The organism is Citrobacter sp. Cpo071, assembly GCF_030332765.1.
Lineage (GTDB): Bacteria > Pseudomonadota > Gammaproteobacteria > Enterobacterales > Enterobacteriaceae > Citrobacter > Citrobacter portucalensis.
The window spans coordinates 236251-259681 of the sequence record NZ_JAOWHE010000080.1 but is presented as its reverse complement, the minus strand read 5'-3'; the positions used below and the strand labels follow the sequence as shown (position 1 = coordinate 259681).

At 54.4% G+C, this 23431-nt stretch carries 20 protein-coding genes and 1 other RNA gene; 11 read left to right on the top strand and 10 right to left on the bottom strand.

Annotated features, from left to right (window positions below):
• A partial coding sequence (locus OGY09_RS25440; protein WP_502873208.1) for a hypothetical protein occupies positions 1-125 on the bottom strand: 125 nt, incomplete at its 3' end.
• Between the two features lie 252 nt (positions 126-377).
• Between OGY09_RS25440 and srsR the strand changes: the two genes are divergently transcribed.
• A complete protein-coding gene (gene srsR, locus OGY09_RS13200) occupies positions 378-1274 on the top strand; it encodes a LysR family transcriptional regulator SrsR (protein ID WP_003026999.1) in 897 nt (298 codons plus the stop codon).
• Here the strand turns inward: srsR and scpC are convergent.
• The 5 genes from scpC to argP form a co-directional block, all read right to left on the bottom strand.
• On the bottom strand, positions 1271-2737 hold the full coding sequence (scpC, locus tag OGY09_RS13195) for a succinyl-CoA:acetate CoA-transferase ScpC (RefSeq protein WP_032944911.1): 1467 nt from the start codon (positions 2735-2737) through the stop codon (positions 1271-1273). The genes srsR and scpC overlap by 4 nt on opposite strands.
• A 24-nt stretch (positions 2738-2761) precedes the next feature.
• On the bottom strand, positions 2762-3547 hold the full coding sequence (gene scpB, locus OGY09_RS13190) for a methylmalonyl-CoA decarboxylase (protein WP_008785757.1): 786 nt from the start codon (positions 3545-3547) through the stop codon (positions 2762-2764).
• Between the two features lie 10 nt (positions 3548-3557).
• Positions 3558-4553, bottom strand: coding sequence for a methylmalonyl Co-A mutase-associated GTPase MeaB (gene meaB, locus OGY09_RS13185; RefSeq protein WP_032944909.1), 996 nt, complete (start codon positions 4551-4553; stop codon positions 3558-3560).
• Positions 4546-6690 (bottom strand): methylmalonyl-CoA mutase, encoded by a 2145-nt coding sequence (scpA, locus tag OGY09_RS13180; RefSeq protein ID WP_032944908.1) that lies wholly within the window; start codon positions 6688-6690, stop codon positions 4546-4548. The genes meaB and scpA overlap by 8 nt, the downstream gene beginning before the upstream one ends.
• A 233-nt stretch (positions 6691-6923) precedes the next feature.
• Complete coding sequence (gene argP / locus OGY09_RS13175) at positions 6924-7817, bottom strand: DNA-binding transcriptional regulator ArgP (RefSeq protein WP_003825477.1); 894 nt, start codon at positions 7815-7817, stop codon at positions 6924-6926.
• A 170-nt stretch (positions 7818-7987) separates the two neighbouring features.
• On the opposite strand from argP, the gene rpiA reads away from it, so the two are divergent.
• Complete coding sequence (gene rpiA / locus OGY09_RS13170) at positions 7988-8647, top strand: ribose-5-phosphate isomerase RpiA (RefSeq protein ID WP_003825479.1); 660 nt, start codon at positions 7988-7990, stop codon at positions 8645-8647.
• 271 nt (positions 8648-8918) lie between these two features.
• Positions 8919-10151, top strand: a complete 1233-nt coding sequence (serA, locus tag OGY09_RS13165) for a phosphoglycerate dehydrogenase (protein WP_003825480.1) — start codon at positions 8919-8921, stop codon at positions 10149-10151.
• Positions 10152-10272: 121 nt separating this feature from the next.
• On the opposite strand, the gene OGY09_RS13160 is transcribed toward serA, so the two are convergent.
• The 3 genes from OGY09_RS13160 to zapA all read right to left on the bottom strand — a co-directional run bounded on the left by OGY09_RS13160 (position 10273) and on the right by zapA (position 11443).
• Positions 10273-10869, bottom strand: a complete 597-nt coding sequence (locus OGY09_RS13160) for a 5-formyltetrahydrofolate cyclo-ligase (RefSeq protein WP_003825482.1) — start codon at positions 10867-10869, stop codon at positions 10273-10275.
• Positions 10870-10888: 19 nt separating this feature from the next.
• Positions 10889-11072, bottom strand: a non-coding RNA gene (gene ssrS, locus OGY09_RS13155) — 6S RNA.
• Positions 11073-11113: 41 nt separating this feature from the next.
• The gene (gene zapA / locus OGY09_RS13150; RefSeq protein WP_003026980.1) at positions 11114-11443 is read right to left on the bottom strand and encodes a cell division protein ZapA; all 330 of its coding nucleotides are present in this window, start codon (positions 11441-11443) and stop codon (positions 11114-11116) included.
• A gap of 167 nt (positions 11444-11610) precedes the next feature.
• On the opposite strand from zapA, the gene OGY09_RS13145 reads away from it, so the two are divergent.
• From OGY09_RS13145 to OGY09_RS13110, 8 genes are all read left to right on the top strand, one after another.
• Entirely contained in the window at positions 11611-12189 is a 579-nt protein-coding gene (locus OGY09_RS13145) for a YecA/YgfB family protein (RefSeq protein ID WP_003026978.1), read from the top strand.
• A 24-nt stretch (positions 12190-12213) separates the two neighbouring features.
• Positions 12214-13539, top strand: coding sequence for a Xaa-Pro aminopeptidase (gene pepP, locus OGY09_RS13140; protein ID WP_032944905.1), 1326 nt, complete (start codon positions 12214-12216; stop codon positions 13537-13539).
• Positions 13536-14714 (top strand): 2-octaprenyl-6-methoxyphenyl hydroxylase, encoded by a 1179-nt coding sequence (gene ubiH / locus OGY09_RS13135; protein WP_032944902.1) that lies wholly within the window; start codon positions 13536-13538, stop codon positions 14712-14714. Before pepP ends, ubiH begins: the two co-directional genes overlap by 4 nt.
• 115 nt (positions 14715-14829) lie before the next feature.
• Positions 14830-16032, top strand: a complete 1203-nt coding sequence (gene ubiI / locus OGY09_RS13130; RefSeq protein ID WP_008785748.1) for an FAD-dependent 2-octaprenylphenol hydroxylase — start codon at positions 14830-14832, stop codon at positions 16030-16032.
• A 452-nt stretch (positions 16033-16484) separates the two neighbouring features.
• The gene (gcvT, locus tag OGY09_RS13125) at positions 16485-17579 is read left to right on the top strand and encodes a glycine cleavage system aminomethyltransferase GcvT (RefSeq protein WP_048215585.1); all 1095 of its coding nucleotides are present in this window, start codon (positions 16485-16487) and stop codon (positions 17577-17579) included.
• 25 nt (positions 17580-17604) lie between these two features.
• A complete protein-coding gene (gene gcvH / locus OGY09_RS13120; protein ID WP_003026965.1) occupies positions 17605-17994 on the top strand; it encodes a glycine cleavage system protein GcvH in 390 nt (129 codons plus the stop codon).
• A 127-nt stretch (positions 17995-18121) separates the two neighbouring features.
• On the top strand, positions 18122-20995 hold the full coding sequence (gene gcvP / locus OGY09_RS13115; protein WP_003825499.1) for an aminomethyl-transferring glycine dehydrogenase: 2874 nt from the start codon (positions 18122-18124) through the stop codon (positions 20993-20995).
• A 77-nt stretch (positions 20996-21072) separates the two neighbouring features.
• On the top strand, positions 21073-21816 hold the full coding sequence (locus OGY09_RS13110) for an SDR family oxidoreductase (RefSeq protein ID WP_032944898.1): 744 nt from the start codon (positions 21073-21075) through the stop codon (positions 21814-21816).
• 93 nt (positions 21817-21909) lie between these two features.
• Here OGY09_RS13110 and bglA read toward each other — a convergent pair whose 3' ends face one another.
• Complete coding sequence (gene bglA / locus OGY09_RS13105) at positions 21910-23343, bottom strand: 6-phospho-beta-glucosidase BglA (protein WP_032944895.1); 1434 nt, start codon at positions 23341-23343, stop codon at positions 21910-21912.
• Between the last annotated feature and the right edge of the window lie 88 nt (positions 23344-23431).

Genomic DNA, 23431 nt, shown 5'->3' with positions numbered 1-23431 from the left:
CCGGGACAGACCGAGCAGGCGATGCCGGTAGGGGCACCAATCATCACGCCCATGGAGCCCTGGACAATCGGGCCGCCGAACTTCGTCAGGTCGCCCGTCCGGGCCGCCGGTTTGCCACCGCTCATTGCCAAATCCTTTTGTAAAACATCAGAATTTGCAGGTTACGCCAGCAAGGCTAGAGGGGAAAGTAAAGGGGGAATAGTAGAGTGTAGATTCGGAAAACGTTTAGAATAAGATGAATAAATTAAAGAAATCTATACAAATAATTAATGCTCGCTCCTTCTTTTTCTGTGAGCAACTGTAAAAATGAGACCCCACATCCAGTCTTTTTTTTCGCCGTAATGAGGATAGGCCATAGCGATTTTTAAGGGGACGCTATGGATATTTTTATCTCGAAAAAGATGCGTAATTTCATTTTGCTGGCGCAAACCAATAACATCGCCAGAGCGGCAGAAAAAATACATATGACCGCATCGCCTTTCGGTAAAAGCATTGCCGCACTGGAGGATCAAATCGGCTATACGCTGTTTACCCGCAAAGATAACAACATCAGTCTGAATAAAGCCGGACAGGAACTGTATCAGAAGCTGTTTCCCGTTTATCAGCGCCTTTCTGCCATTGATAACGAAATCCATAACGCCTCTCGCCGCTCGCGGGAAATCGTCATCGGGATCGACAATACCTACCCAACGATTATTTTTGACCAGTTGATTAGCCTTGGTGACAAGTATGACGGCGTGACGGCTCAGGCTGTTGAATTCAGCGAGAATGGGGTGATTGATAACTTGTTCGATCGCAAACTGGATTTTATTATCTCGCCGCAGCACGTTTCCCCCCGCGTCCAGGAACTGGAGAATCTGGCGATTAGCGAGCTGCCTCCGCTGCGTCTGGGGTTTCTCGTTTCCCGGCGCTACGAAGAAAAACAGCCGCAGGATCTGCTGCGCGAGCTGCCCTGGCTGCAAATGCGCTTCCAGAATCGCGCCAACTTTGAGGCGATGCTGGATGCATACATGCGGCCCTGTGGGATCAACCCGACGATTATCTACCGTCCGTACAGCTTTATGGCCAAGATCAGCGCGGTAGAGCGCGGACAGTTTTTGACGGTGATCCCTCATTTCGCCTGGCGGCTGGTGAACCCGTCGACGCTAAAGTATTTCGATGCGCCCGGCAGCCCCATGTATATGCAGGAGTTTCTCTATTCGCTGAAAAACCATCGTTATACCGCCACGATGCTTCAGCATATTGCTGAAGATCGTGACGGTAGCGCAAGTTAACCGAGCATCGATCCTGTTTCGAGAAGATTACGATGCAGATCGAACGCATGGCTGAGATCGTGATGGATATGTCCGCCGGGTGCTTTCTCCAGATAGCGGTGCAGATAATCCCGGTAAAGAGGGTGCGCACAGTTATCGATAATCGTGTGCGCCCGCTGCATCGGAGATAGCCCACGCAGATCGGCAATCCCTTGTTCGGTCACGATCACTTTAACGCTATGTTCGCTGTGGTCGACATGGCTGCACATCGGTACGATGGTGGAGATTTTCCCGCCTTTGGCAATCGACGGCGCCATAAAGATAGACAGGTAGGCATTGCGCTCGAAATCCCCGCTGCCGCCGATGCCATTCATCAGGTTCACCCCCGCAACGTGCGTGGAATTGGCATGGCCGTAGATATCAAACTCCAGACCGACGTTGAGCGCAATAACCCCCAGCCGACGGATGATCTCCGGGTTATTGGAGATCTCCTGCGGGCGCAGCACAATCCGGCTGGCGAAGAAGTCCATGTTGTCGTAAATCTTCTGTAGCGACGGGGCTGAAATGGTCAGGCTGGAGGCGCTGGCACCTGTTATCTTGCCCGTTTCCAGCAGATGCACCACCGACTCCTGCAACACCTCCGAATACATCATAAAGGGCGGGATATCTGGGTTCTCGCCCAGTCGCGCCATTACCGCGTTGTTGATATTGCCCACGCCGCTTTGTAAGGGTAGAAACTCAGCTGGAATACGTTTGTGAGCCATTTCTGCCAGCAGGAAAGTGACGACGTTATCGGCAATTTGCTGGCTGACCGGATTGGTTTTATCCGCCGCATTTCCGGCATCGGGCAGCTCGGTATCCACCACCGCAACCACCTTTTTGGGGTTTATCTGTACGCACTGACTGCCTACGCGATCCATGGTATGAAAAATGGGTACGCTGTTACGCCGCGGCGGCGCACCGGGTATCACGATGTCGGCAAACTCCGCCACGCGCGGATTATGGTAATGATTCAATTCAATGATCACTTTTTTCGCCCGCAGCAGCCAGGTCGGCGCATTACCAATACCGCTGGAAAGCCAAATCCGGCCATCTGGCGCAATGGCGGAGGCTTCAATGACGGCAACATCGATCTCGCCAAAAAAGCCGTAATTAACCATTTGCGCCACTTCACTCAAATGGAGATCGACAAACCTCACCTGGCCCTGATTAATTTTCTCGCGCAGGCCCGATGACGTTTGATAAGGCGCCCGCCAGGAAACGGCATCCGCCGCGGATAGAACATCATCAGCGGCGGCGCCAATTGATGCTCCGGTCAGCAGGCGGATCTGAAAAGGCTGCCCGTTCTGATGCCGTTCGCAGGCGCGTTGGGCAATTGCGCTGGGTAACGCTTTGGGTGAACCCGCAGGGGTAAAGCCGCTAAACGCCACCATATCATCGTGCTGGATAATTTCTGCCGCCTGTTCGGCGCTCATCCGTTTCATGGCCGTCTCCTTCCTCGGACGTGATTAATGGCCAACAAAATTTGGTTTACGTTTTTCCATAAACGCGTTCATCCCTTCCTGATAATCCTCGCTGTCGTACACCGCGCGGCGCATGCCCTGAATACGCTCGAACTCATCGGAATTCATGGTGTGCGCTTCACCCAGCACGCGCAGTTCTTCTTTGATGACGGCGATGGCCAGCGGCGCTTTTTCCGAGATGTGGTGCGCCATTTGCAGAGTGAAATCTTCCAGTTCCTCGACGGGCACGACATGGTTAAGGATCCCGACCGCCATGGCGCGTTGAGCGGTGATGGGCGAAGCGGTAAAAATCAGCTCTTTCACGATGTGAAAACCAGCGTCGCGGGTCAGGTTGTGGATGCCCACCAGGTTATACGGCACACCGAGGTTGACCGGGGTCATCGAGAAAGTGGAGGTACTGGCTGCAATGATCAGATCGGAACTCATGATCATCTCAAACGCGCCGCCCCAGACGCTGCCTTCGACCATGGAGATCACCGGCTTCGGGTATTTTTGGATCATACGGGTTATCTGACGCAGCGGATCGTCATAAGAGAGCGGATCGCGACGTCCGGTAGGGAGTTCATGAATATCATGCCCGGCAGAAAACACTTTGGCCCCGCTTGGAGCGCGCAGAATGATGCAGCGAATGTCTGCACGATTAAGATCGCTCAGCGCCTGCATCAGATCGTCAATAAACACTTTACTCAGGGCATTGAGCTTGCGGGCGTAATTGAACTCAATAACCGCGACTTTCTGGATGATGACCACGTTGACGTATTGATAAGACATAATGTTCTCTTTATTGAAAGTAATGATGCTGAATAAATTCGCTGATGTGCCGCAGACCGGTGCGCGGCGAAAGATCATTGTTTTTGACGGCCTGTAGCGTCTGCTGGAAATAGCGGTCGAAATCAGTGCGGGCAAACAGCAGATGCAGGGCTTCTTCTTCAGCCTGCTGGTGTAACCAGTCCACCGCCTGCTGCTGGCGAACTTTTTCCAGTCGACCGCTGGCGGTCAGGCACGTTTTAAAGTCGCTAATCGCCTGCCAAACCTCCTCGATACCGCGTTTTTCCAGGGCGCTACAGGTCAGAACCCGCGGCTGCCACTCGTCATATTTGCGGCGCAGAATATGCAGGGCGGACTCGTACATATGGCGGGCAATGGCAACGCTGGTATGGTTATCACCGTCGTCCTTATTGATGACGACCAGATCCGCCATTTCCATCAGTCCTTTTTTGATGCCCTGTAAATCGTCGCCACCGCCAGCGATTTGCAGTGAGATAAAGCAATCCACCATGCCTGCGACTTCGGTTTCTGACTGTCCTACGCCGACGGTTTCCACAATCACCACGTCAAAGCCAGCCGCTTCGCACAGCAGCATTAATTCGCGGGCGCGCTGGCTGGCACCGCCTAAATGACCGCTGGAAGGGACCGGGCGAATAAACGCAGATTCGGCGCGGGCCAGCTCCGTCATGCGGGTTTTATCGCCAAGAATGCTGCCGCCGCTGACCGGGCTGCTGGGATCGACGGCGATCACCGCTACCCGTAATCCGTGGTGGATAAGCAGCATGCCGAATGCTTCCAGGAAAGTGCTTTTGCCCGCGCCCGGCGTACCGGTGATCCCCAAGCGCAGGGCGTTACCGGTGAACGGCATAATCGCGTCCAGCAATTGCGTACTCAGCGGCTGGTGGCGCGGGTGGTTGCTTTCGACCAGCGTCATCGCCTGGGCGAGCGTAGCCCGTTCGCCGAGTCGCAAACGGCGGACGGTATCTTCAAGCGTGGCAGCGTTAATCATGATGCTGACTGATACGGGTTAACACATCGCGGACGCTGTCGAGCATTGGCGTACCGGGGCCATAAATGGCTGCCACGCCATGCTCGTGCAGAAAGGCGTAATCCTGTGGCGGAATAACGCCTCCTGCTACCACGCAGATATCTTCACGCCCCCATTTTTTGAGTGCGGTAACCAACTCAGGAATCAGCGTTTTATGGCCCGCCGCCAGTGACGATGCGCCTATTACATGCACATCGTTTTCTACCGCCAGACGGGCGATCTCTTCCGGAGTGGAGAACATCGGGCTGAGATCGACATCGAAACCGAGATCGGAATAGGCGCTGGCGATTACCTTCGCGCCGCGATCGTGGCCGTCCTGACCCATCTTGGCGATCAGAATACGCGGGCGGCGGCCATTTTCCGCGAGGAACTGTTCGGTTTGCGCAACGATGGTATCGAACTCATCGGCGGATTTATCAGACTGGTGATAGCTTTGCGCAATCACGCCGGTGACGCAGTGGCTGGGAACCAGATACCGATCAAAAGCGACTTCCAGCGCGTCGGAGATTTCACCGAGTGTGGCGCGAACGCGGGCGGCGTTGACGGCGGCAGCCAGCAGGTTTTCATTATGCTGCGCGGCGTGGGTCAGCGCCGTGAGCGCGGCTTTGACGGCATCATTGTCGCGAGTTGCGCGGATATGCTGCAGCGAAGCAATCTGCTCGTTGCGCACCTTCACGTTGTCGATCTCCAGTACCGACGTCTCGTCTTCTTTATCCAGCTTGTACTTATTGACGCCGACGATAACGCGCTTACCCTGGTCGATCAGCGACTGTTCACGCGCGGAAGCTTCTTCGATCATCCGTTTAGGGAGCCCGGCTTCGATCGCTTTCGCCATGCCGCCTGCCTCGTCAATCTGTTTGATGATCGTGCGTGCCTGCTTCACAATTTGATCGGTGAGTGACTCGACGTAATACGATCCGGCCAGCGGATCAACGGTGCGGCAGATCTCTGATTCTTCCTGAATGATGATTTGCGTATTACGCGCAATACGGGCGGAGAAATCGGTGGGCAGACCGAGCGCTTCATCAAAGGCGTTGGTATGCAGCGACTGGGTGCCGCCAAGCGTAGCGCCGAGTGCTTCAATAGTGGTTCGTACCACGTTGTTATATGGATCCTGCTCGGTCAGGCTCCAGCCAGACGTCTGGCAGTGGGTACGCAGAGCGAGAGATTTCGGGTTGGTCGCGCCAAAGCTGCTGACCGCTTCACTCCACAAATAGCGCGCCGCGCGCAGCATGGCGACGTTCATAAACAGATCCATGCCGATGCCGAAGAAGAACGACAGGCGTGGGGCGAAGTCATCAATTTTCAGTCCGGCGGAGAGTGCAGCTTTGATGTATTCAATACCGTCTGCCAGCGTAAACGCTACCTGCTGCACGCAGTTCGCTCCGGCTTCACCCATGTGATAGCCGCTGATGCTGATGGTGTTAAAGCGCGGCATGTTGCCGGAGCACCAGGCGATGATGTCGGCGATAATGCGCATGGACGGTTTTGGGGGATAAATGTAGGTATTGCGGCACAGGTACTCTTTCAGAATATCGTTCTGAATGGTCCCGGTGAGTTGTTCCGGCGCTACACCTTGTTCTTCTGCAGCGACGATATAAAACGCCAGCACCGGCAGAACCGCGCCGTTCATGGTCATCGATACCGACATCTTATCCAGCGGGATCTGGTCGAACAGTATCTTCATATCTTCGACGGTATCGATCGCCACGCCCGCTTTGCCGACGTCACCCGCTACGCGCGGGTTGTCAGAGTCGTAGCCACGATGGGTGGCAAGGTCAAAGGCGACGGAAAGCCCTTTTTGCCCGGCGGCGAGGTTGCGGCGGTAAAAGGCGTTGGACTTTTTGGCGGTAGAGAAACCAGCGTATTGACGAATGGTCCACGGCTGCGCGGTATACATGGTGGCGCGCGGGCCACGCACGTAAGGCGGCAGGCCGGGAAGGGTGCCCGTGACTTCCAGATTATCGAGGTCTTCTTCGGTGTACAGCGGCTTGATGGCAATCCCTTCCGCCGTCTGTCTTTCCAGCGACTCGACGGTTTTTTCCCGTCGACTGAGTTCTTTATTGGCGAGTGTTTGCCACTCCTGCACGTTTGCCATTTTTTGCTCCGTATTACGCAATAAGTTGAATCTTTGCGAATACGGTGAGCTTTTTCATTTGGCTTGTCGCCAGCAAAAAATAGCCAACAGGGCGTCGTTTTTTGCCGCATGGTGTGTTTGATTTTGTGATTTATTTCAAAGACGTGGCGGGAATAGCATGAAAAGAGGGTAAAAGGCTTGTCGGCCGGATAGGGCGTTACGCCACCATCCGGCACTCAGAGGTTATGAGCGGTTTAATCCTGACGCAGTACGTTGTGACCATAGGCCAGCAGCGCATCGGTGACGTTGCGCATCATGCGGCTTTCCGGTGCAAAACGGTGCCAGTACAGCATCCGGCGCTGGAACAGGCCCGGTGTTAAGTCGATAAGTTCGCCGCTTTCCAGTTCTTTCTCAATCTGCAAGTGGGGGATCATGCAGCAGGTCGTTCCCTGACGCGCCAATTGAACAAAGGCTTCAGACGAGTTAACGATATGGCACGGCACGCTGCCCGGTGGCAGGTCGAAGTTTTGTTGCAGGAACGCCTGGTGCATATCATCAAGATGGTCAAACGCTACCGCTGGGGCTTTCAGCAGGGCAGAGCGGGTGACGCCGTTAGGGAAATAGCGCTCGGCGAAAGGTTTAGAACCGACAAACAGGTAGTCCAGCGCGCCGAGTTTATCCACCAGACAGCTTGGCAGCGCCTGATGTTGAATACTCACCGCACCGACCACTTCACCACGACGCAGACGTTCCTGAGTTCGGGTTTCATCCTCAACCTGCAGGTTCAGCCGAATCGGCGAATTTGCCAGTACCGGAGCCAGCGCCGGAAGCAACCAGGTCGCCAGACTGTCGGCGTTCACCGCCAGTGAGAGCAGCAGTGGCGTCGAGCCGGTTTGTTCATCACCCAGCCACTCGTCTTCCAGCAGTTCAACCTGACGCAAAAGCGCCAGTAGTTTCTGCCCCTGTTCGGTTGGGCGTGGTGGTACGGTACGCACCAGCAGCGGTTGTCCGAACATATTCTCAAGCTGTTTTATGCGCTGTGAAACCGCGGATTGCGTGATGCACAGCTTTTGCGCCGCGCGCTCAAATCCTCGTTCACGAATAACCGCATCCAGTGCTTGTAGTGTTCTGTAGTCCGGACGTTTCATTGCTTTGACGCACTCCTGAAAATTTTGCTTGTTCTGCACTATGACACAAATTTAGGTTGGGTAAAGACGAAATCCGCCGCTTGCGAGCGGGTGTGGGGACATTTTTCTGCACAATGTTCTATAATGCGCGTGAATTTTCCCACCATATTCACACCACAGGCGAAACGATCATGACGCAGGATGAACTGAAAAAAGCAGTAGGATGGGCGGCACTTCAGTATGTACAGCCCGGTACCATTGTGGGCGTAGGTACAGGTTCAACAGCCGCACACTTTATTGATGCGCTGGGCACAATGAAAGGTCAGATTGAAGGTGCGGTGTCCAGTTCGGACGCTTCAACCGAAAAACTCAAAAGCCTCGGTATCCACGTGTTCGATCTTAACGAAGTGGACAGCCTCGGCGTATACGTTGACGGCGCGGATGAAATCAACGGCCACATGCAGATGATCAAGGGCGGCGGCGCTGCGTTGACCCGTGAAAAAATTATTGCTTCCGTGGCGAAGAAATTTATCTGCATTGCCGACGCGTCCAAAGAAGTCGATATTCTCGGTAACTTCCCGCTGCCGGTTGAAGTGATCCCAATGGCGCGCAGCGCTGTGGCTCGCCAGTTGGTGAAGCTGGGCGGTCGTCCTGAATACCGTCAGGGCGTAGTGACGGACAATGGTAACGTGATCCTTGATGTACACGGTCTGGAAATCCTCGATGCCATCGCGATGGAAAACGCCATCAATGCGATTCCGGGCGTGGTAACCGTCGGTCTGTTTGCCAACCGTGGTGCGGATGTCGCGCTGATCGGTACGCCAGACGGCGTGAAAACTATCGTAAAATGATCTGACGGGAGTGTCTTCTCCCGTTAAAAAAATTTTGGCAGGGCAAATTTGGTGACTTGTGTCACGTTTATAATATTGTCCTGCCGATCTCTCCAAAGAAAAAGTTATCGCCAGTATTTTCCTCTGACATTTCTCTCTGAATGACATTTCTTCAGCACGGCGACGCAAACGTTCATATTGCCGCAATATTATTTTTTGATATGTTGAAGAGACGGATGAAAATCCCACACACAACACATCAGTTTGAACAAAAAAAGACAGGGTCGGGGAAATGGCAAAGGTATCACTGGAGAAAGATAAGATTAAATTTCTGCTGGTTGAAGGCGTGCATCAAAAAGCGCTCGAAAGCCTTCGTGCAGCAGGTTATACCAACATCGAGTTTCATAAAGGCGCTCTGGACACTGAACAACTGAAAGAGTCCATCCGTGATGCCCACTTCATTGGCCTGCGATCCCGTACCCATCTGACTGAAGATGTGATTGACGCCGCAGAGAAACTGGTCGCGATTGGCTGCTTCTGTATCGGCACCAACCAGGTTGATCTCAGCGCTGCGGCAAAGCGCGGTATCCCCGTGTTTAACGCACCATTCTCTAACACACGTTCCGTTGCGGAACTGGTGATTGGCGAACTGCTGCTGCTGCTACGCGGCGTACCCGAAGCAAACGCCAAAGCACACCGCGGCGTGTGGAATAAACTGGCTACCGGCTCGTTTGAAGCACGTGGCAAAAAACTGGGGATCATCGGCTACGGCCACATTGGTACTCAGCTGGGCATTCTGGCGGAATCGCTGGGGATGCACGTCTATTTCTATGATATTGAAAATAAACTCCCGCTCGGCAACGCCACGCAGGTGCAGCATCTTTCCGACCTGCTCAATATGAGCGACGTGGTCAGTTTGCACGTACCGGAAAATGCCTCCACCAAAAATCTGATGGGCGCGCGTGAGATTGCGTTGATGAAACCAGGCGCGCTGCTGATTAACGCCGCACGCGGTACAGTTGTTGATATTCCTGCGCTGTGCGACGCGTTAGCGACCAAGCACCTGGCAGGGGCAGCAATCGACGTATTCCCAACCGAGCCGGCAACCAACAGCGATCCTTTCACTTCGCCGCTGTGTGATTTCGACAACGTGATCCTGACGCCGCACATTGGTGGTTCAACGCTGGAAGCACAGGAAAACATCGGTCTGGAAGTGGCTGGGAAACTGACCAAGTATTCCGACAACGGCTCTACGCTGTCTGCAGTTAACTTCCCGGAAGTTTCGCTGCCGCTGCACGGCGGTCGTCGTCTGATGCACATTCACGAAAACCGTCCGGGCGTACTGACAGCGCTGAACCAGATTTTTGCCGAGCAGGGCGTCAACATTGCCGCGCAGTATCTGCAGACTTCCGCACAGGTAGGTTACGTGGTTATTGATATTGAAGCGGATGAAGATGTGGCAGAGAAAGCGCTGCTGGCGATGAAAGCCCTTCCGGGAACCATTCGCGCTCGTCTGCTGTACTGATTTCCTCTACATGGGCAGGCGGTTGACCTGCCCATCTTTCCTCTGATTTCCCGGCCTCAAAATCTCTTCCTGTCACGCATACATTCTGTTTTCGAGCCTTGCCGCAATCGGCAAAAAACGGCTACCACTCCCAGATTTTGGACGGCGTCACCACCGCAGGCAGCGGGATATCCCATTCTTCGACAGGCAGCTTTTCCACTCGCTGACAATCGTGCGCGTAGCCTACGGGCTGGATCTTATGCTGCTGCCAGTTTTGAAGCGTCCGATCGTAAAATCCGCCGCCCATACCCAGGCGTTGCCCGACCTCATCAAACGCCACTAACGGCGTAATCAGTACATCCAGCTGTGAGAGCGGCAATACGTCACGTACATCAAGTCGTGGTTCCTGGATCTTTAAGCGATTGGTTACCAGGTCGCTGTGCGGATGATAGTGCAGGAACAGCAGGTTGCCAGGGCTGAAGGGGTGAAGAACTGGAAGATAGACGCGCTTGCCTGCTCGCCACAGCTGATCTATTAGCGGCTGGGTATCGAGTTCGCCATCGAACGAGAGGAATACCGCCACGGTATGAGCGAGTACAACAGGGGGATAACTGAGCATTCGGGTCGCGGCTTGCTGACCGTATTGTCGTTGCTGTTCGGAAGTAAGCGCGCGACGACGCTGCCGAATCAGTTGACGGATTTCTTGCCGAGATAAAGGGAGTTCAGAAAGTAATGTCATGGCTGTTGCCAGGTAGAAGGGAATCTCCGAGATGCCGCCGCAGGCTGTAACCCTTGAACCCTTGGTTCAAGGTGAATGCGTCGTCACAGTTTTAAGGCTTCTCGGACGGGCCGAGCATGCTCACCAACCGTGGAGCGCCACATTCTTGTGGTATGAAATATCGGCTCAGGGGACTGGCCCGCTTGCAAACATCTCAGAGAAATTTTGTCTTCACGGTCACTCTACCACAGTAAACCGAAAAGTGTTATTCAAAGTTTTGGCCCGTTTTTTCGGTTATGCGACCCTGATCAAGCAACGCCTGTTCGATGGTCTGTTGTAGCATCCGAATACGTTGTTCCATGCTCGCCGCGTACTCACGCGTCTTCGCTTTTTCCTGAGTTAATTCATAGCTGATGTTCAACGCGGCGATGAAAACCAACTGCTCAGTATTTGTGACTCTAGTGCGAACTTTCAGATCTTGCAATCGCTGATTGAGATCGTCCGCAGCCTGATTCAACGCATCCCTTTGTTCAGGCGGGCAATTCACTCGCAGTGAACGGCCAAATATTTGGATATCGACGGGTTGTGCAGACATGCCACCTTCCTGCTGATTGACTGCGCTGCCTTCGTCTCCAGACCGTGGGTCCGCGAAGGGGCGACACTATAGCTACCCTGGTATCAAGATACAAGCCCTTTTCTGGTCCACCAGGGTCCAAAGTGGTAGCATACCATGAATATTCCTCCCTTTGATGACGAATGCTTATGTCTATACAGAACGAAATGCCTGGTTACAACGAAGTTAGCCAGTTTTTGAACCAACAAGGGGCTGGATTAACCCCGGCCGAAATGCACGGCTTGATAAGCGGAATGATTTGCGGCGGAAACAACGACAGCTCATGGCAGCCGCTGCTGCACGACCTGACGAACGAAGGTCTGGCCTTTGGTCACGAGCTGGCTCAGGCGCTGCTGAAAATGCACTCTGCCACCAGTGATGCCCTCGAAGACGACGGCTTCCTTTTTCAGCTTTATCTGCCTGAAGGGGATGACGTCAGCGTGTTCGATCGCGCCGATGCGCTGGCGGGATGGGTAAACCACTTTTTACTGGGCCTTGGCGTCACGCAGCCGAAGCTCGACAAAGTGACCGGCGAAACCGGGGAAGCGATTGACGACCTGCGCAATATCGCTCAGTTGGGATATGACGAAGACGAAGATCAGGAAGAGCTGGAAATGTCGCTCGAAGAGATCATCGAATACGTGCGCGTAGCCGCCTTGCTGTGCCATGACACGTTTACGCGTCAGCAGCCGACCGCGCCGGAAGTCCGTAAACCGACTCTGCACTAAGAACGAAACGCAAAGGAGAGTGTGATGAGCGAGATATCTCAGCAAGAATTCCAGCGTCGTCGCCAGGCTTTACTGGCACAAATGCAGCCCGGCAGCGCCGCGCTGATTTTTGCCGCACCGGAAGCGACGCGTAGTGCGGACAGTGAATACCCTTACCGCCAAAGCAGTGATTTCTGGTACTTCACCGGTTTTAACGAACCTGAAGCCGTGCTGGTGCTGATTAAAAGTGATGACACTCATAACCACAGCGTTTTGTTCAATCGGGTTCGCGATCTGACGGCGGAGATCTGGTTTGGCCGCCGTCTGGGCCAGGATGCTGCCCCGGCAAAACTTGGCGTTGACCGGGCGCTGGCCTTCAGTGAAATCAATCAACAGCTGTATTTGCTGCTCAATGGTCTGGACGCGGTATACCACGCTCAGGGCGAGTATGCCTGGGCCGACGAGATTGTGTGCACGGCGCTGGATAAACTGCGCAAAGGCTCCAGACAAAATCTGCACGCGCCTGCCGCGATTATCGACTGGCGTCCGATGGTGCATGAAATGCGCCTGTTCAAATCACCGGAAGAAATTGCGGTCATGCGTCGTGCCGGAGAAATCACCGCACTGGCGCATACCCGCGCGATGGAAAAATGCCGTCCGGGAATGTTTGAATACCAGTTAGAAGGGGAGATTCACCATGAATTTACCCGTCATGGCGCGCGTTATCCGTCCTATAACACGATTGTCGGCAGCGGTGAAAACGGCTGTATTCTGCATTACACCGAAAATGAAAGTGAAATGCGCGATGGCGATCTGGTGCTGATTGACGCTGGCTGTGAATACAAAGGCTATGCGGGCGACATTACGCGGACCTTCCCGGTAAACGGTAAATTTACCCCAGCACAGCGTGAAATCTACGATATCGTACTGGAATCCTTAGAGACCAGCCTGCGTCTGTATCGTCCCGGAACGTCCATTCAGGAAGTCACTGGCGAAGTGGTGCGCATCATGATTACGGGCCTGGTGAAGCTTGGCATTCTGCACGGTGATGTCGATCAGTTGATTACCGAAAATGCGCACCGCCCATTCTTTATGCATGGTCTAAGTCACTGGCTGGGTCTGGATGTGCACGACGTCGGCGTTTATGGTCAGGACCGCTCACGTATTCTTGAGCCGGGAATGGTACTCACCGTCGAACCGGGACTGTATATCGCGCCGGATGCCGATGTACCACCAGCCTATCGTGGTATCGGTATTCGTATTGAGGATGACATCCTCATCACCGAGGACGGCAATGAAAACCTGACCGTCAGCGTAGTGAAGAAAGCCGATGACATTGAAGCTTTAATGGCTGCGGCGCGACTGCAATGAGCGTGATTATCGTTGGTGGTGGTATGGTCGGTGCGACGCTGGCGCTGGCCATTTCCCAGCTCAGTCATGGGACGCTGCCAGTTCATCTGATAGAAGCGAGCGAACCTGAAACTGACCGTCATCCTGGGTTTGACGCCCGGGCGATCGCGCTGGCGGCAGGTACCTGCCAACAGCTGGCGCGAATTGGCGTATGGCAGGCGATTGCCGATTGCGCAACGGCCATTAAAACGGTTCACGTCAGCGATCGCGGCCATGCTGGATTTGTGACGCTGGATGCGCAGGAATACCGTATTCCGGCTCTGGGTCAGGTGGTAGAACTGCACGACGTCGGGCTGCGTCTGTTTGCGCTGCTGCGCAAAGCACCTGGCGTCACATTGCACTGCCCCGACCGCGTAGCCAGCGTGTCGCGCACGCAGGAGCGCGTTGAAGTGACGCTGGAGAATGGCGAGATGATTACCGGTCGCCTGCTGGTGGCTGCTGACGGCACGCGTTCCGCACTGGCGACTGCCTGCGGTGTTGACTGGCTGCAACAGCCTTATGAGCAACTGGCGGTGATTGCCAACGTCACGACCTCTGTACCGCACGACGGGCGAGCGTTTGAACGCTTCACGCAATATGGTCCGCTGGCAATGCTGCCAATGTCTGACGGTCGCTGCTCGCTGGTGTGGTGCCATCCGCTGGAGCAGCGTGATGAGATCATGGCCTGGTCCGACGAACAGTTTTGCCGTGAACTGCAAACCGCTTTTGGCTGGCGACTGGGACGTATTACCCAGGCTGGTAAACGCAGCGCTTATCCGCTTTCGTTAACTACGGCGCTGAAAGCGATTACCCATCGTACCGTGCTGGTAGGGAACGCCGCCCAGACGCTGCATCCCATTGCCGGGCAAGGTTTCAACCTTGGCCTGCGCGATGTAATGAGCCTTGCTGAGACGTTGACGCAGGCGCAGAACGGCGCGGAAGATGTGGGTGATTATGCGGTGCTGGCACGCTATCAGCAGCGCCGCGAGCGCGATCGCGAGACGACGATTGGTGTGACCAACAATTTAGTGTATTTGTTTGCCAATCACTGGGCCCCGCTGGTTGTTGGGCGCAATGTCGGGTTGATGGCGATGGAATTATTCACCCCTGCGCGCGATGCGCTGGCGGAGCGGACCCTGGGTTGGGTTGCACGATAAATATGACCTGTAGGCCGGATAAGGCAACGCCGACATCCGGCAAGGGTCCCCGCAAAAATGCCTGATGGCACTGCGCTTATCAGGCCTACGGATTACAGGTTTCGAGGTATAAACAGTGCAAAGTGTTGATGTAGCAATTGTTGGTGGCGGCATGGTGGGACTGGCGGTTGCCTGCGGCCTGCAGGGCAGTGGGTTGCGTGTTGCTGTATTAGAACAACATGTTCCGCAGCCGTTGGCGGCGGATGCACCTCCTCAGCTTCGCGTTTCGGCCATTAATGCAGCCAGCGAAAAACTGCTTACCCGTCTTGGCGTCTGGTCCGACATTGTTGCTCGTCGCGCTTGCTGCTACCACGGCATGGAAGTCTGGGACAAAGACAGCTTTGGACGTATTGAATTTGATGACCAGAGCATGGGCTACAGCCATTTGGGTCACATCGTTGAAAACTCAGAAATCCATTATGCGCTGTGGCAAAAGGCTCAGCGTTCAGCGGATATTACGCTGATGGCGCCAGCTGAAATACAGCAGGTGGCCTGGGGCGAGAACGAGGCATTTCTGAGCCTCAAAGATGGTGCAATGCTGACGGCGCGTCTGGTCGTCGGTGCCGATGGTGCTAATTCCTGGCTGCGCAATAAAGCGGACATTCCGCTCACCTTCTGGGACTACCGTCATCATGCGCTGGTGGCGACTATCCGCACGCAGGAAGCTCACGGTGCGGTTGCGCGTCAGGCGTTTCATGGTGAGGGGATCCTGGCATTCCTGCCACTCAGCGATCCACACCTGTGTTCTATTGTCTGGTCGCTCTCGCCGCAGGAAGCAGAACGTATGCAGCAGGCAAGCGTTGACGAGTTTAATCAGGCGCTGAATATCGCCTTTGATAATCGTCTGGGGCTGTGCAGCCTTGAAAGCGAACGTCAGGCGTTTCCGCTGACGGGACGTTATGCTCGCCAGTTCGCGGCCCATCGTCTGGCGCTGGTGGGGGATGCGGCGCATACCATCCACCCGCTGGCGGGTCAGGGGGTTAACCTTGGCTTTATGGATGCGGCGGAACTGATCGATGAGCTTAAGCGGCTACAGCGTCAGGGCAAAGATATTGGGCAGTATCTCTATTTACGCCGCTACGAGCGCAGCCGTAAGCACAGCGCAGCGCTGATGCTGGCGGGGATGCAGGGTTTCCGTGAACTGTTTGCAGGCGAGAATCCGGCGAAAAAACTGCTACGCGATATTGGGCTGAAACTGGCCGATACCCTCCCGGGTGTAAAACCACAACTCATCCGTCAGGCGATGGGACTGAACGATCTTCCCGAGTGGTTACGTTAGTGTCCGTAAGGACAATCTTAAGAGTTTGAGACCCGTCACACTTTCCTCTCCCGGCCTTCGCGCCGGGGTGCTTCTCTCATTTGAAATAATCTAATTCCACGCCTTTTTTCGCATTAGTTTTTCTAATATTACGTTTTTTTCATAACGCCATTTTTGACATTTTTTCCACATTTAATGTGGATTGATGCTGTAATTTTGCGCTTATCTTTGTTTGTTGTTCTGATTGATTGCTATATGTATGGAGTTTTATTCTGTTAGTGATCTGGCTGTTTTTCGCCATAAGCTAATGTGATGGTTAATTTTGACTTATGGTTTAGCGTCTGTTTCGGTGGTAAGTTCAGGACAAAGAGAACGTTTGCGTCGTAGCCCCTGGAGCGGCTGCGGTGCTGGGTTTCGTGGCGAAAATTTCACCGCGAAAGAGTTGGTAGCCCCGCTTATTCAACGAGGAAAAGATGGCTCAACAGACTCCTTTGTACGAACAACACACGCTATGTGGCGCGCGCATGGTCGATTTCCATGGCTGGATGATGCCACTGCATTACGGTTCTCAGCTCGATGAACACCATGCTGTTCGCACCGACGCCGGAATGTTTGATGTGTCGCATATGACCATCGTCGACCTGCGCGGTAGCCGCACCCGGGAGTTCTTGCGTTATCTGCTGGCAAACGACGTCGCGAAGCTAACGAAGACGGGTAAAGCCCTCTACTCCGGGATGCTCAACGCTTCGGGCGGCGTGATAGATGACCTGATTGTCTACTACTTCACTGAAGATTTCTTCCGCCTCGTTGTAAACTCCGCCACCCGCGAAAAAGACCTATCCTGGATTACCCAACACGCTGAACCTTACGCCATCGACATCACCGTTCGTGACGACCTGTCGCTGATTGCGGTGCAGGGGCCAAACGCGCAGGAAAAAGCAGCCACGTTGTTTACTGACGAACAGCGCCATGCGGTAGAAGGTATGAAGCCGTTCTTTGGCGTTCAGGCGGGTGATTTGTTTATCGCAACCACCGGTTATACCGGCGAAGCAGGCTATGAAATCGCCATGCCGAATGAAAAAGCGGCTGATTTCTGGCGTGCGCTGGTACAGGCTGGTGTCAAACCTTGTGGTCTCGGCGCGCGTGACACCCTGCGTCTGGAAGCGGGTATGAACCTGTATGGTCAGGAGATGGACGAAGGGATTTCTCCGCTGGAAGCCAATATGGGTTGGACCATTGCGTGGGAACCTGCCGACCGCGACTTTATTGGTCGTGAAGCACTGGAAATGCAGCGCGAAAAAGGCCACGAACAGCTGGTCGGGCTGGTGATGACTGAGAAGGGCGTGCTGCGGAATGAACTGCCGGTGCGTTTCACCGATGCTTCTGGCAACCAGCATGAAGGCATTATCACCAGTGGCACATTCTCCCCAACCCTGGGTTACAGCATCGCGTTGGCGCGCGTGCCTGCGGGTATCGGTGAGACTGCGATCGTACAGATCCGTAACCGTGAAATGCCGGTAAAAGTGACTAAACCTGTTTTTGTGCGTAACGGCAAAGCCGTCGCGTAATTCATCCTTTTTTGGAGATTGATTGATGAGCAACGTACCTGCAGAACTGAAATACAGCAAAGAACACGAATGGCTGCGCAAAGAAGCTGACGGCTCTTACACCGTTGGTATCACCGAACACGCTCAGGAGCTGTTAGGTGACATGGTTTTCGTTGACCTGCCAGAAGTTGGCGCCACCGTCAGCGCGGGCGATGATTGCGCCGTTGCGGAGTCCGTAAAAGCGGCATCCGATATCTATGCGCCAGTAGGCGGTGAGATTGTTGCGGTTAACGATGCGCTCAGCGACTCCCCGGAACTGGTCAACAGCGAACCGTATGCGGGCGGCTGGATTTTCAAAATCAAAGCCAGCGATGAAAGCGAAATTGAATCGCTGTTGGATGCCACTGCGTACGAGGCATTACTGGAAGACGAATAAGATTGTGCCGGATGGCACTGCGTTTATCCGGCCTACGGTTTTATGTAGGCCCGGTAAGCGTCAGCGCCACCGGGCAATTGAGTTAGAGACAATCACGATTCACTGCACGTTTCAGGAACCATCGCCCATGACACAGACGTTAAGCCAGCTTGAAAACAGCGGCGCTTTCATTGAACGCCACATCGGACCGGACGCCGCGCAGCAGCAAGAGATGCTGAATGCGGTTGGCGCCGAGTCGTTAAACGCGCTGATCGGCCAGATTGTGCCGAAAGACATTCAGCTCGCAACCCCGCCACAGGTGGGCGAGGCGGCGACCGAATACGCTGCGCTGGCTGAATTAAAAGCCATCGCCGGGCGTAACAAGCGCTTCACGTCCTACATTGGCATGGGCTACACCGCCGTGCAGTTGCCACCGGTTATTCTGCGTAACATGCTGGAAAACCCAGGTTGGTACACCGCATATACGCCGTATCAGCCGGAAGTATCCCAGGGACGACTGGAAGCTCTGCTGAACTTCCAACAGGTCACGCTGGACCTGACGGGCCTGGATATGGCTTCTGCTTCTCTGCTGGACGAAGCCACTGCGGCTGCTGAAGCCATGGCGATGGCCAAACGTGTCAGCAAACTGAAAAATGCTAACCGTTTCTTTGTGGCGGCGGATGTTCACCCGCAAACGCTGGACGTGGTTCGCACCCGTGCAGAAACCTTTGGCTTTGACGTCATTGTTGATGACGCGGCGAAAGCACTGGATCACCAGGATGTGTTTGGCGTGCTGTTGCAGCAGGTTGGCACCACCGGTGAAGTGCATGACTACAGCAAACTGATTGCCGAGCTGAAATCCCGTAAAGTTGTGGTCAGTGTCGCTGCCGACTTTATGGCGCTGGTACTGCTGACTGCGCCGGGCAAACAGGGCGCGGATATTGTTTTCGGCTCTGCGCAACGCTTCGGCGTACCGATGGGTTACGGCGGCCCACACGCGGCATTCTTCGCCGCTAAAGACGAATTCAAACGCTCCATGCCAGGCCGTATTATCGGCGTATCGAAAGATGCGGCGGGCAATACCGCACTGCGCATGGCGATGCAGACTCGCGAGCAGCATATCCGCCGCGAGAAAGCGAACTCCAACATCTGTACCTCGCAGGTTCTGCTGGCCAACATCGCCAGCCTGTATGCCGTTTATCATGGTCCGGTTGGCCTGAAACGTATCGCTAATCGCATCCACCGCCTGACTGATATTCTGGCGGCCGGTCTGCAACAGAAAGGGCTGAAGCTGCGCCATGCGCACTACTTCGACACTCTGTGTGTTGAAGTGGCCGACAAAGCGGCTGTTCTGGCGCGTGCCGAAGCGGCAGAAATCAACCTGCGTAGCGATATCCATAACGCGGTAGGTATTACGCTCGATGAAACCACCACCCGTGAAAACGTGGTGCAGTTGTTCAATGTTCTGCTGGGCGACAGCCACGGTTTGAATATCGATACGCTGGATAAAGATGTGGCGCTCGACAGCCGTTCCATTCAGGACAGCATGCTGCGTGACGATGCGATCCTCAGCCATCCGGTGTTTAATCGCTATCACAGCGAAACCGAAATGATGCGCTACATGCACTCGCTGGAGCGCAAAGATCTGGCGCTGAACCAGGCAATGATCCCGCTGGGTTCTTGCACCATGAAGCTGAACGCTGCCGCCGAGATGATCCCTATCACCTGGCCGGAATTCGCTGAACTTCACCCGTTCTGCCCGCCAGAGCAGGCAGAAGGTTATCACCAGATGATCGGCCAGCTTTCCGAGTGGCTGGTAAAACTGACCGGTTATGACGCCGTCTGCATGCAGCCGAACTCCGGCGCGCAGGGCGAGTATGCGGGTCTGCTGGCGATTCGTCACTATCACGAAAGCCGTAACGAAGGCCATCGCGATATCTGTCTGATCCCGGCTTCTGCCCACGGCACCAATCCGGCATCTGCACAGATGGCGGGGATGCAGGTTGTGGTTGTCGCGTGTGATAAGAACGGCAACATCGACCTGGACGATCTGCGAGCAAAAGCAGAACAACATGCTGCGAATCTCTCCTGCATCATGGTGACCTATCCGTCTACTCACGGCGTGTATGAAGAAACGATCCGTGAAGTGTGCGACGTTGTGCACCAGTTTGGCGGCCAGGTTTACCTTGATGGCGCGAACATGAACGCTCAGGTTGGGATCACCACGCCGGGCTTTATCGGCGCAGATGTCTCGCACCTCAACCTGCATAAAACATTCTGCATTCCGCACGGCGGCGGCGGCCCAGGTATGGGACCGATTGGCGTCAAATCACATCTGGCACCGTTTGTACCGGGTCACAGCGTAGTGCAGATTGAAGGAATGCTCACCCGTCAGGGCGCAGTTTCAGCGGCGCCGTTCGGTAGCGCATCCATTCTGCCAATCAGCTGGATGTACATCCGTATGATGGGTGCAGAAGGTCTGAAGCAGGCAAGCCAGGTAGCTATCCTTAACGCTAACTACATTGCCAGCCGTCTGAAAGATGCTTATCCGGTACTGTATACCGGTCGCGATGGTCGCGTGGCGCATGAATGCATTCTCGATATTCGCCCACTGAAAGAAGAGACCGGCATCAGCGAACTGGATATTGCCAAGCGTCTGATCGATTACGGTTTCCATGCGCCGACTATGTCATTCCCGGTCGCGGGTACCCTGATGGTTGAACCGACTGAATCTGAAAGCAAAGTGGAACTTGATCGCTTTATCAATGCGATGCTGGCAATCCGCGCTGAAATCGATCGCGTGAAAGCCGGTGAATGGTCACTGGAAGATAACCCGCTGGTTAACTCACCGCACACGCAAAACGAGCTGGTCGCGGAGTGGAATCACGGTTATAGCCGCGAAATCGCCGTCTTCCCGGCTGGTGTGGCGAACAAATACTGGCCGACCGTGAAACGCCTTGATGATGTTTACGGTGACCGTAACCTGTTCTGCTCCTGCGTGCCGATGAGCGAATATCAGTAACTTTTCCGCGCAGTAAAGCTTTTGTAGGCCGGGTAAGGCGAAGACGCCTCCCGGCTTTTTCATATCTGGAGGTATCCATGGGAATCGCATTGGTTACTGGCGGCAGTCGCGGCATCGGGCGGGCAACCGCGCTGCAGTTAGCGCAAGAGGGTTACACGGTTGCGGTTAACTTTCATCACAATATCCGTGCAGCAACGGAGGTGGTGAATACCATTGCCGCTACCGGGGGAAAGGCGTTTGCTCTACGGGCTGATATCAGCAATGAAAGCCAGGTTGTGGCAATGTTTGAATGCATTGACCGCGAAGGGGAACCACTGACCGCGTTAGTGAATAATGCCGGGATTTTGTTTGAACAGAGCACGGTGGAAAGCTTAACCGCCGAAAGAATTAACCGCGTGCTGGCGACCAATGTTACCGGCTATTTTTTGTGTTGTCGGGAAGCGGTAAAGCGCATGTCGTTCAAACACGGAGGGCAAGGCGGGGCGATTGTGAATGTGTCTTCGGTGGCATCGCGGCTTGGTGCGCCATTCGAATATGTTGATTACGCGGCCTCAAAAGGCGCTGTGGACACGCTCACCACCGGCCTTGCGCTGGAGGTTGCGGCGCAAGGGATCCGCGTAAACTGCGTGCGACCTGGTCTTATCTACACTGAAATGCACGCTTCAGGCGGCGAGCCGGGAAGGGTCGATCGCGTGAAATCGATGTTGCCTATGCAGCGCGGCGGACAACCGGAGGAGGTCGCGCAGGCGATTACCTGGCTGCTGAGCGAGAAGGCGTCGTACGTAACGGGCAGTTTTCTGGAACTGGCTGGCGGGAAGTAGGGTTTAATCGCCGGTTGGCGCTACGCTTATCCGGCCTACGGGAATTTAATCTGTAGGCTGGATAAGGCGTTTACGCCGCCATCCGGCAAAAAATCAAAGTTTCTCGCCGTTGCTGGCAATCACCGCTTTGTACCAGTTAAAACTTTTCTTGCGTGAACGCGACATATCGCCGGTGCCGTCGTCGTGTTTGTTCACGTAGATAAAGCCGTAGCGCTTGCTGTACTGACCGGTGGTGAACGAGACACAGTCGATGCAGCCCCACGGAGTGTAGCCCATCAGGTCTACGCCATCATAGGTTACCGCTTTCATCATCTCTTCAACGTGGGCGCGCAAATAGTCGATGCGATAGTCGTCGTTGATGCTGCCGTCTTCTTCCACTTTGTCGTAGGCACCAAATCCGTTTTCTACGATAAATAGCGGTTTCTGATAGCGCTCATACAGTTCGCATAAGGCGTAACGCAGACCGACCGGATCAATCTGCCAGCCCCAGTCGGACGCTTTTACGTGCGGGTTCGGTACGCTGCCCTCAAAACCAGAAATGGCATCGCCGCTGCCGCCTTCCGCTTTTACCGCGTTGGTCATGTAGTAACTGAATCCGAGATAGTCACAGGTGCCTTCACGCAGGATTTGCTCATCTCCGGCTTCCATTCGGATGTTGAATTCGCGGCGTTCCCACTCGTTCAGTACATATGATGGATAGTAGCCGCGCAGTTGAACGTCGGTGAAAACGTAGCGCTCACGCATCGATTCCTGCGCGAACATCACATCTTCAGGCTTACAGGAGAATGGGTAAAGTGGCACCATCGCCAGCATGCAGCCGACTTTCATTTCCGGGTTGATGCGACGTGCGGCTTTCACTGCCAGAGCGCTGGCCACGAACTGGTGATGCAGCACCTGGTACATGGTTTCTTCCGGGTTTTCATGCTCGGTATACACCACGCCGGAGCAGCAATAACCAAACAGCGGTGCGCGCCAGTTGCGCTGGTTGTTGATCTCGTTAAAGGTCATCCAGTATTTGACCTTGTGCTTGTAGCGCTCAAAAACGACTTCAGCAAATCGGACAAAGAAATCGACGACTTTACGATTGGTCCAGCTACCGTATTGTTGAACCAGGTGCAGCGGCATTTCAAAGTGGGAAAGGGTGATGACCGGTTCGATGTTGTACTTCAGCATTTCATCGAACATGTCGTCGTAGAACTTTAGCCCTTCTTCATTCGGCTGGCTTTCGTCCCCTTTGGGGAAGATACGGGTCCAGGCGATTGAGGTACGGAAGCATTTGAAGCCCATCTCGGCAAACAGCTTGATGTCTTCTTTGTAATGACCGTAAAAATCGACGGCTTCGTGGTTGGGGTAGTACTTACCGGGCTCAACTTCCTGAGTGATTTCTCGCGGAACGCCGTGTGCCCCTCCGGTCAGTACATCGCAAATGCTGGGGCCTTTGCCACCTTTGTTCCAGCCGCCTTCAACCTGGTGCGCCGCAACCGCGCCACCCCATAAAAAATCTTTTGGTAAGGTAAGTTTTTTCATCTGCGCTCAGTCTCAAATTAATACCATCTGATTTTGAGTCTAACAAAGGAAAGATAAATGTCACGATATAACAAAATAGCGCTAATGT

Coding starts and splice junctions, on each gene's coding strand:
- srsR (WP_003026999.1), top strand. CDS start 378: ATGGATATTTTTATCTCGAAAAAGATGCGTAATTTCATTTTGCTGGCG.
- scpC (WP_032944911.1), bottom strand. CDS start 2,737: ATGAAACGGATGAGCGCCGAACAGGCGGCAGAAATTATCCAGCACGAT.
- scpB (WP_008785757.1), bottom strand. CDS start 3,547: ATGTCTTATCAATACGTCAACGTGGTCATCATCCAGAAAGTCGCGGTT.
- meaB (WP_032944909.1), bottom strand. CDS start 4,553: ATGATTAACGCTGCCACGCTTGAAGATACCGTCCGCCGTTTGCGACTC.
- scpA (WP_032944908.1), bottom strand. CDS start 6,690: ATGGCAAACGTGCAGGAGTGGCAAACACTCGCCAATAAAGAACTCAGT.
- argP (WP_003825477.1), bottom strand. CDS start 7,817: ATGAAACGTCCGGACTACAGAACACTACAAGCACTGGATGCGGTTATT.
- rpiA (WP_003825479.1), top strand. CDS start 7,988: ATGACGCAGGATGAACTGAAAAAAGCAGTAGGATGGGCGGCACTTCAG.
- serA (WP_003825480.1), top strand. CDS start 8,919: ATGGCAAAGGTATCACTGGAGAAAGATAAGATTAAATTTCTGCTGGTT.
- OGY09_RS13160 (WP_003825482.1), bottom strand. CDS start 10,869: ATGACATTACTTTCTGAACTCCCTTTATCTCGGCAAGAAATCCGTCAA.
- zapA (WP_003026980.1), bottom strand. CDS start 11,443: ATGTCTGCACAACCCGTCGATATCCAAATATTTGGCCGTTCACTGCGA.
- OGY09_RS13145 (WP_003026978.1), top strand. CDS start 11,611: ATGTCTATACAGAACGAAATGCCTGGTTACAACGAAGTTAGCCAGTTT.
- pepP (WP_032944905.1), top strand. CDS start 12,214: ATGAGCGAGATATCTCAGCAAGAATTCCAGCGTCGTCGCCAGGCTTTA.
- ubiH (WP_032944902.1), top strand. CDS start 13,536: ATGAGCGTGATTATCGTTGGTGGTGGTATGGTCGGTGCGACGCTGGCG.
- gcvT (WP_048215585.1), top strand. CDS start 16,485: ATGGCTCAACAGACTCCTTTGTACGAACAACACACGCTATGTGGCGCG.
- gcvH (WP_003026965.1), top strand. CDS start 17,605: ATGAGCAACGTACCTGCAGAACTGAAATACAGCAAAGAACACGAATGG.
- gcvP (WP_003825499.1), top strand. CDS start 18,122: ATGACACAGACGTTAAGCCAGCTTGAAAACAGCGGCGCTTTCATTGAA.
- OGY09_RS13110 (WP_032944898.1), top strand. CDS start 21,073: ATGGGAATCGCATTGGTTACTGGCGGCAGTCGCGGCATCGGGCGGGCA.
- bglA (WP_032944895.1), bottom strand. CDS start 23,343: ATGAAAAAACTTACCTTACCAAAAGATTTTTTATGGGGTGGCGCGGTT.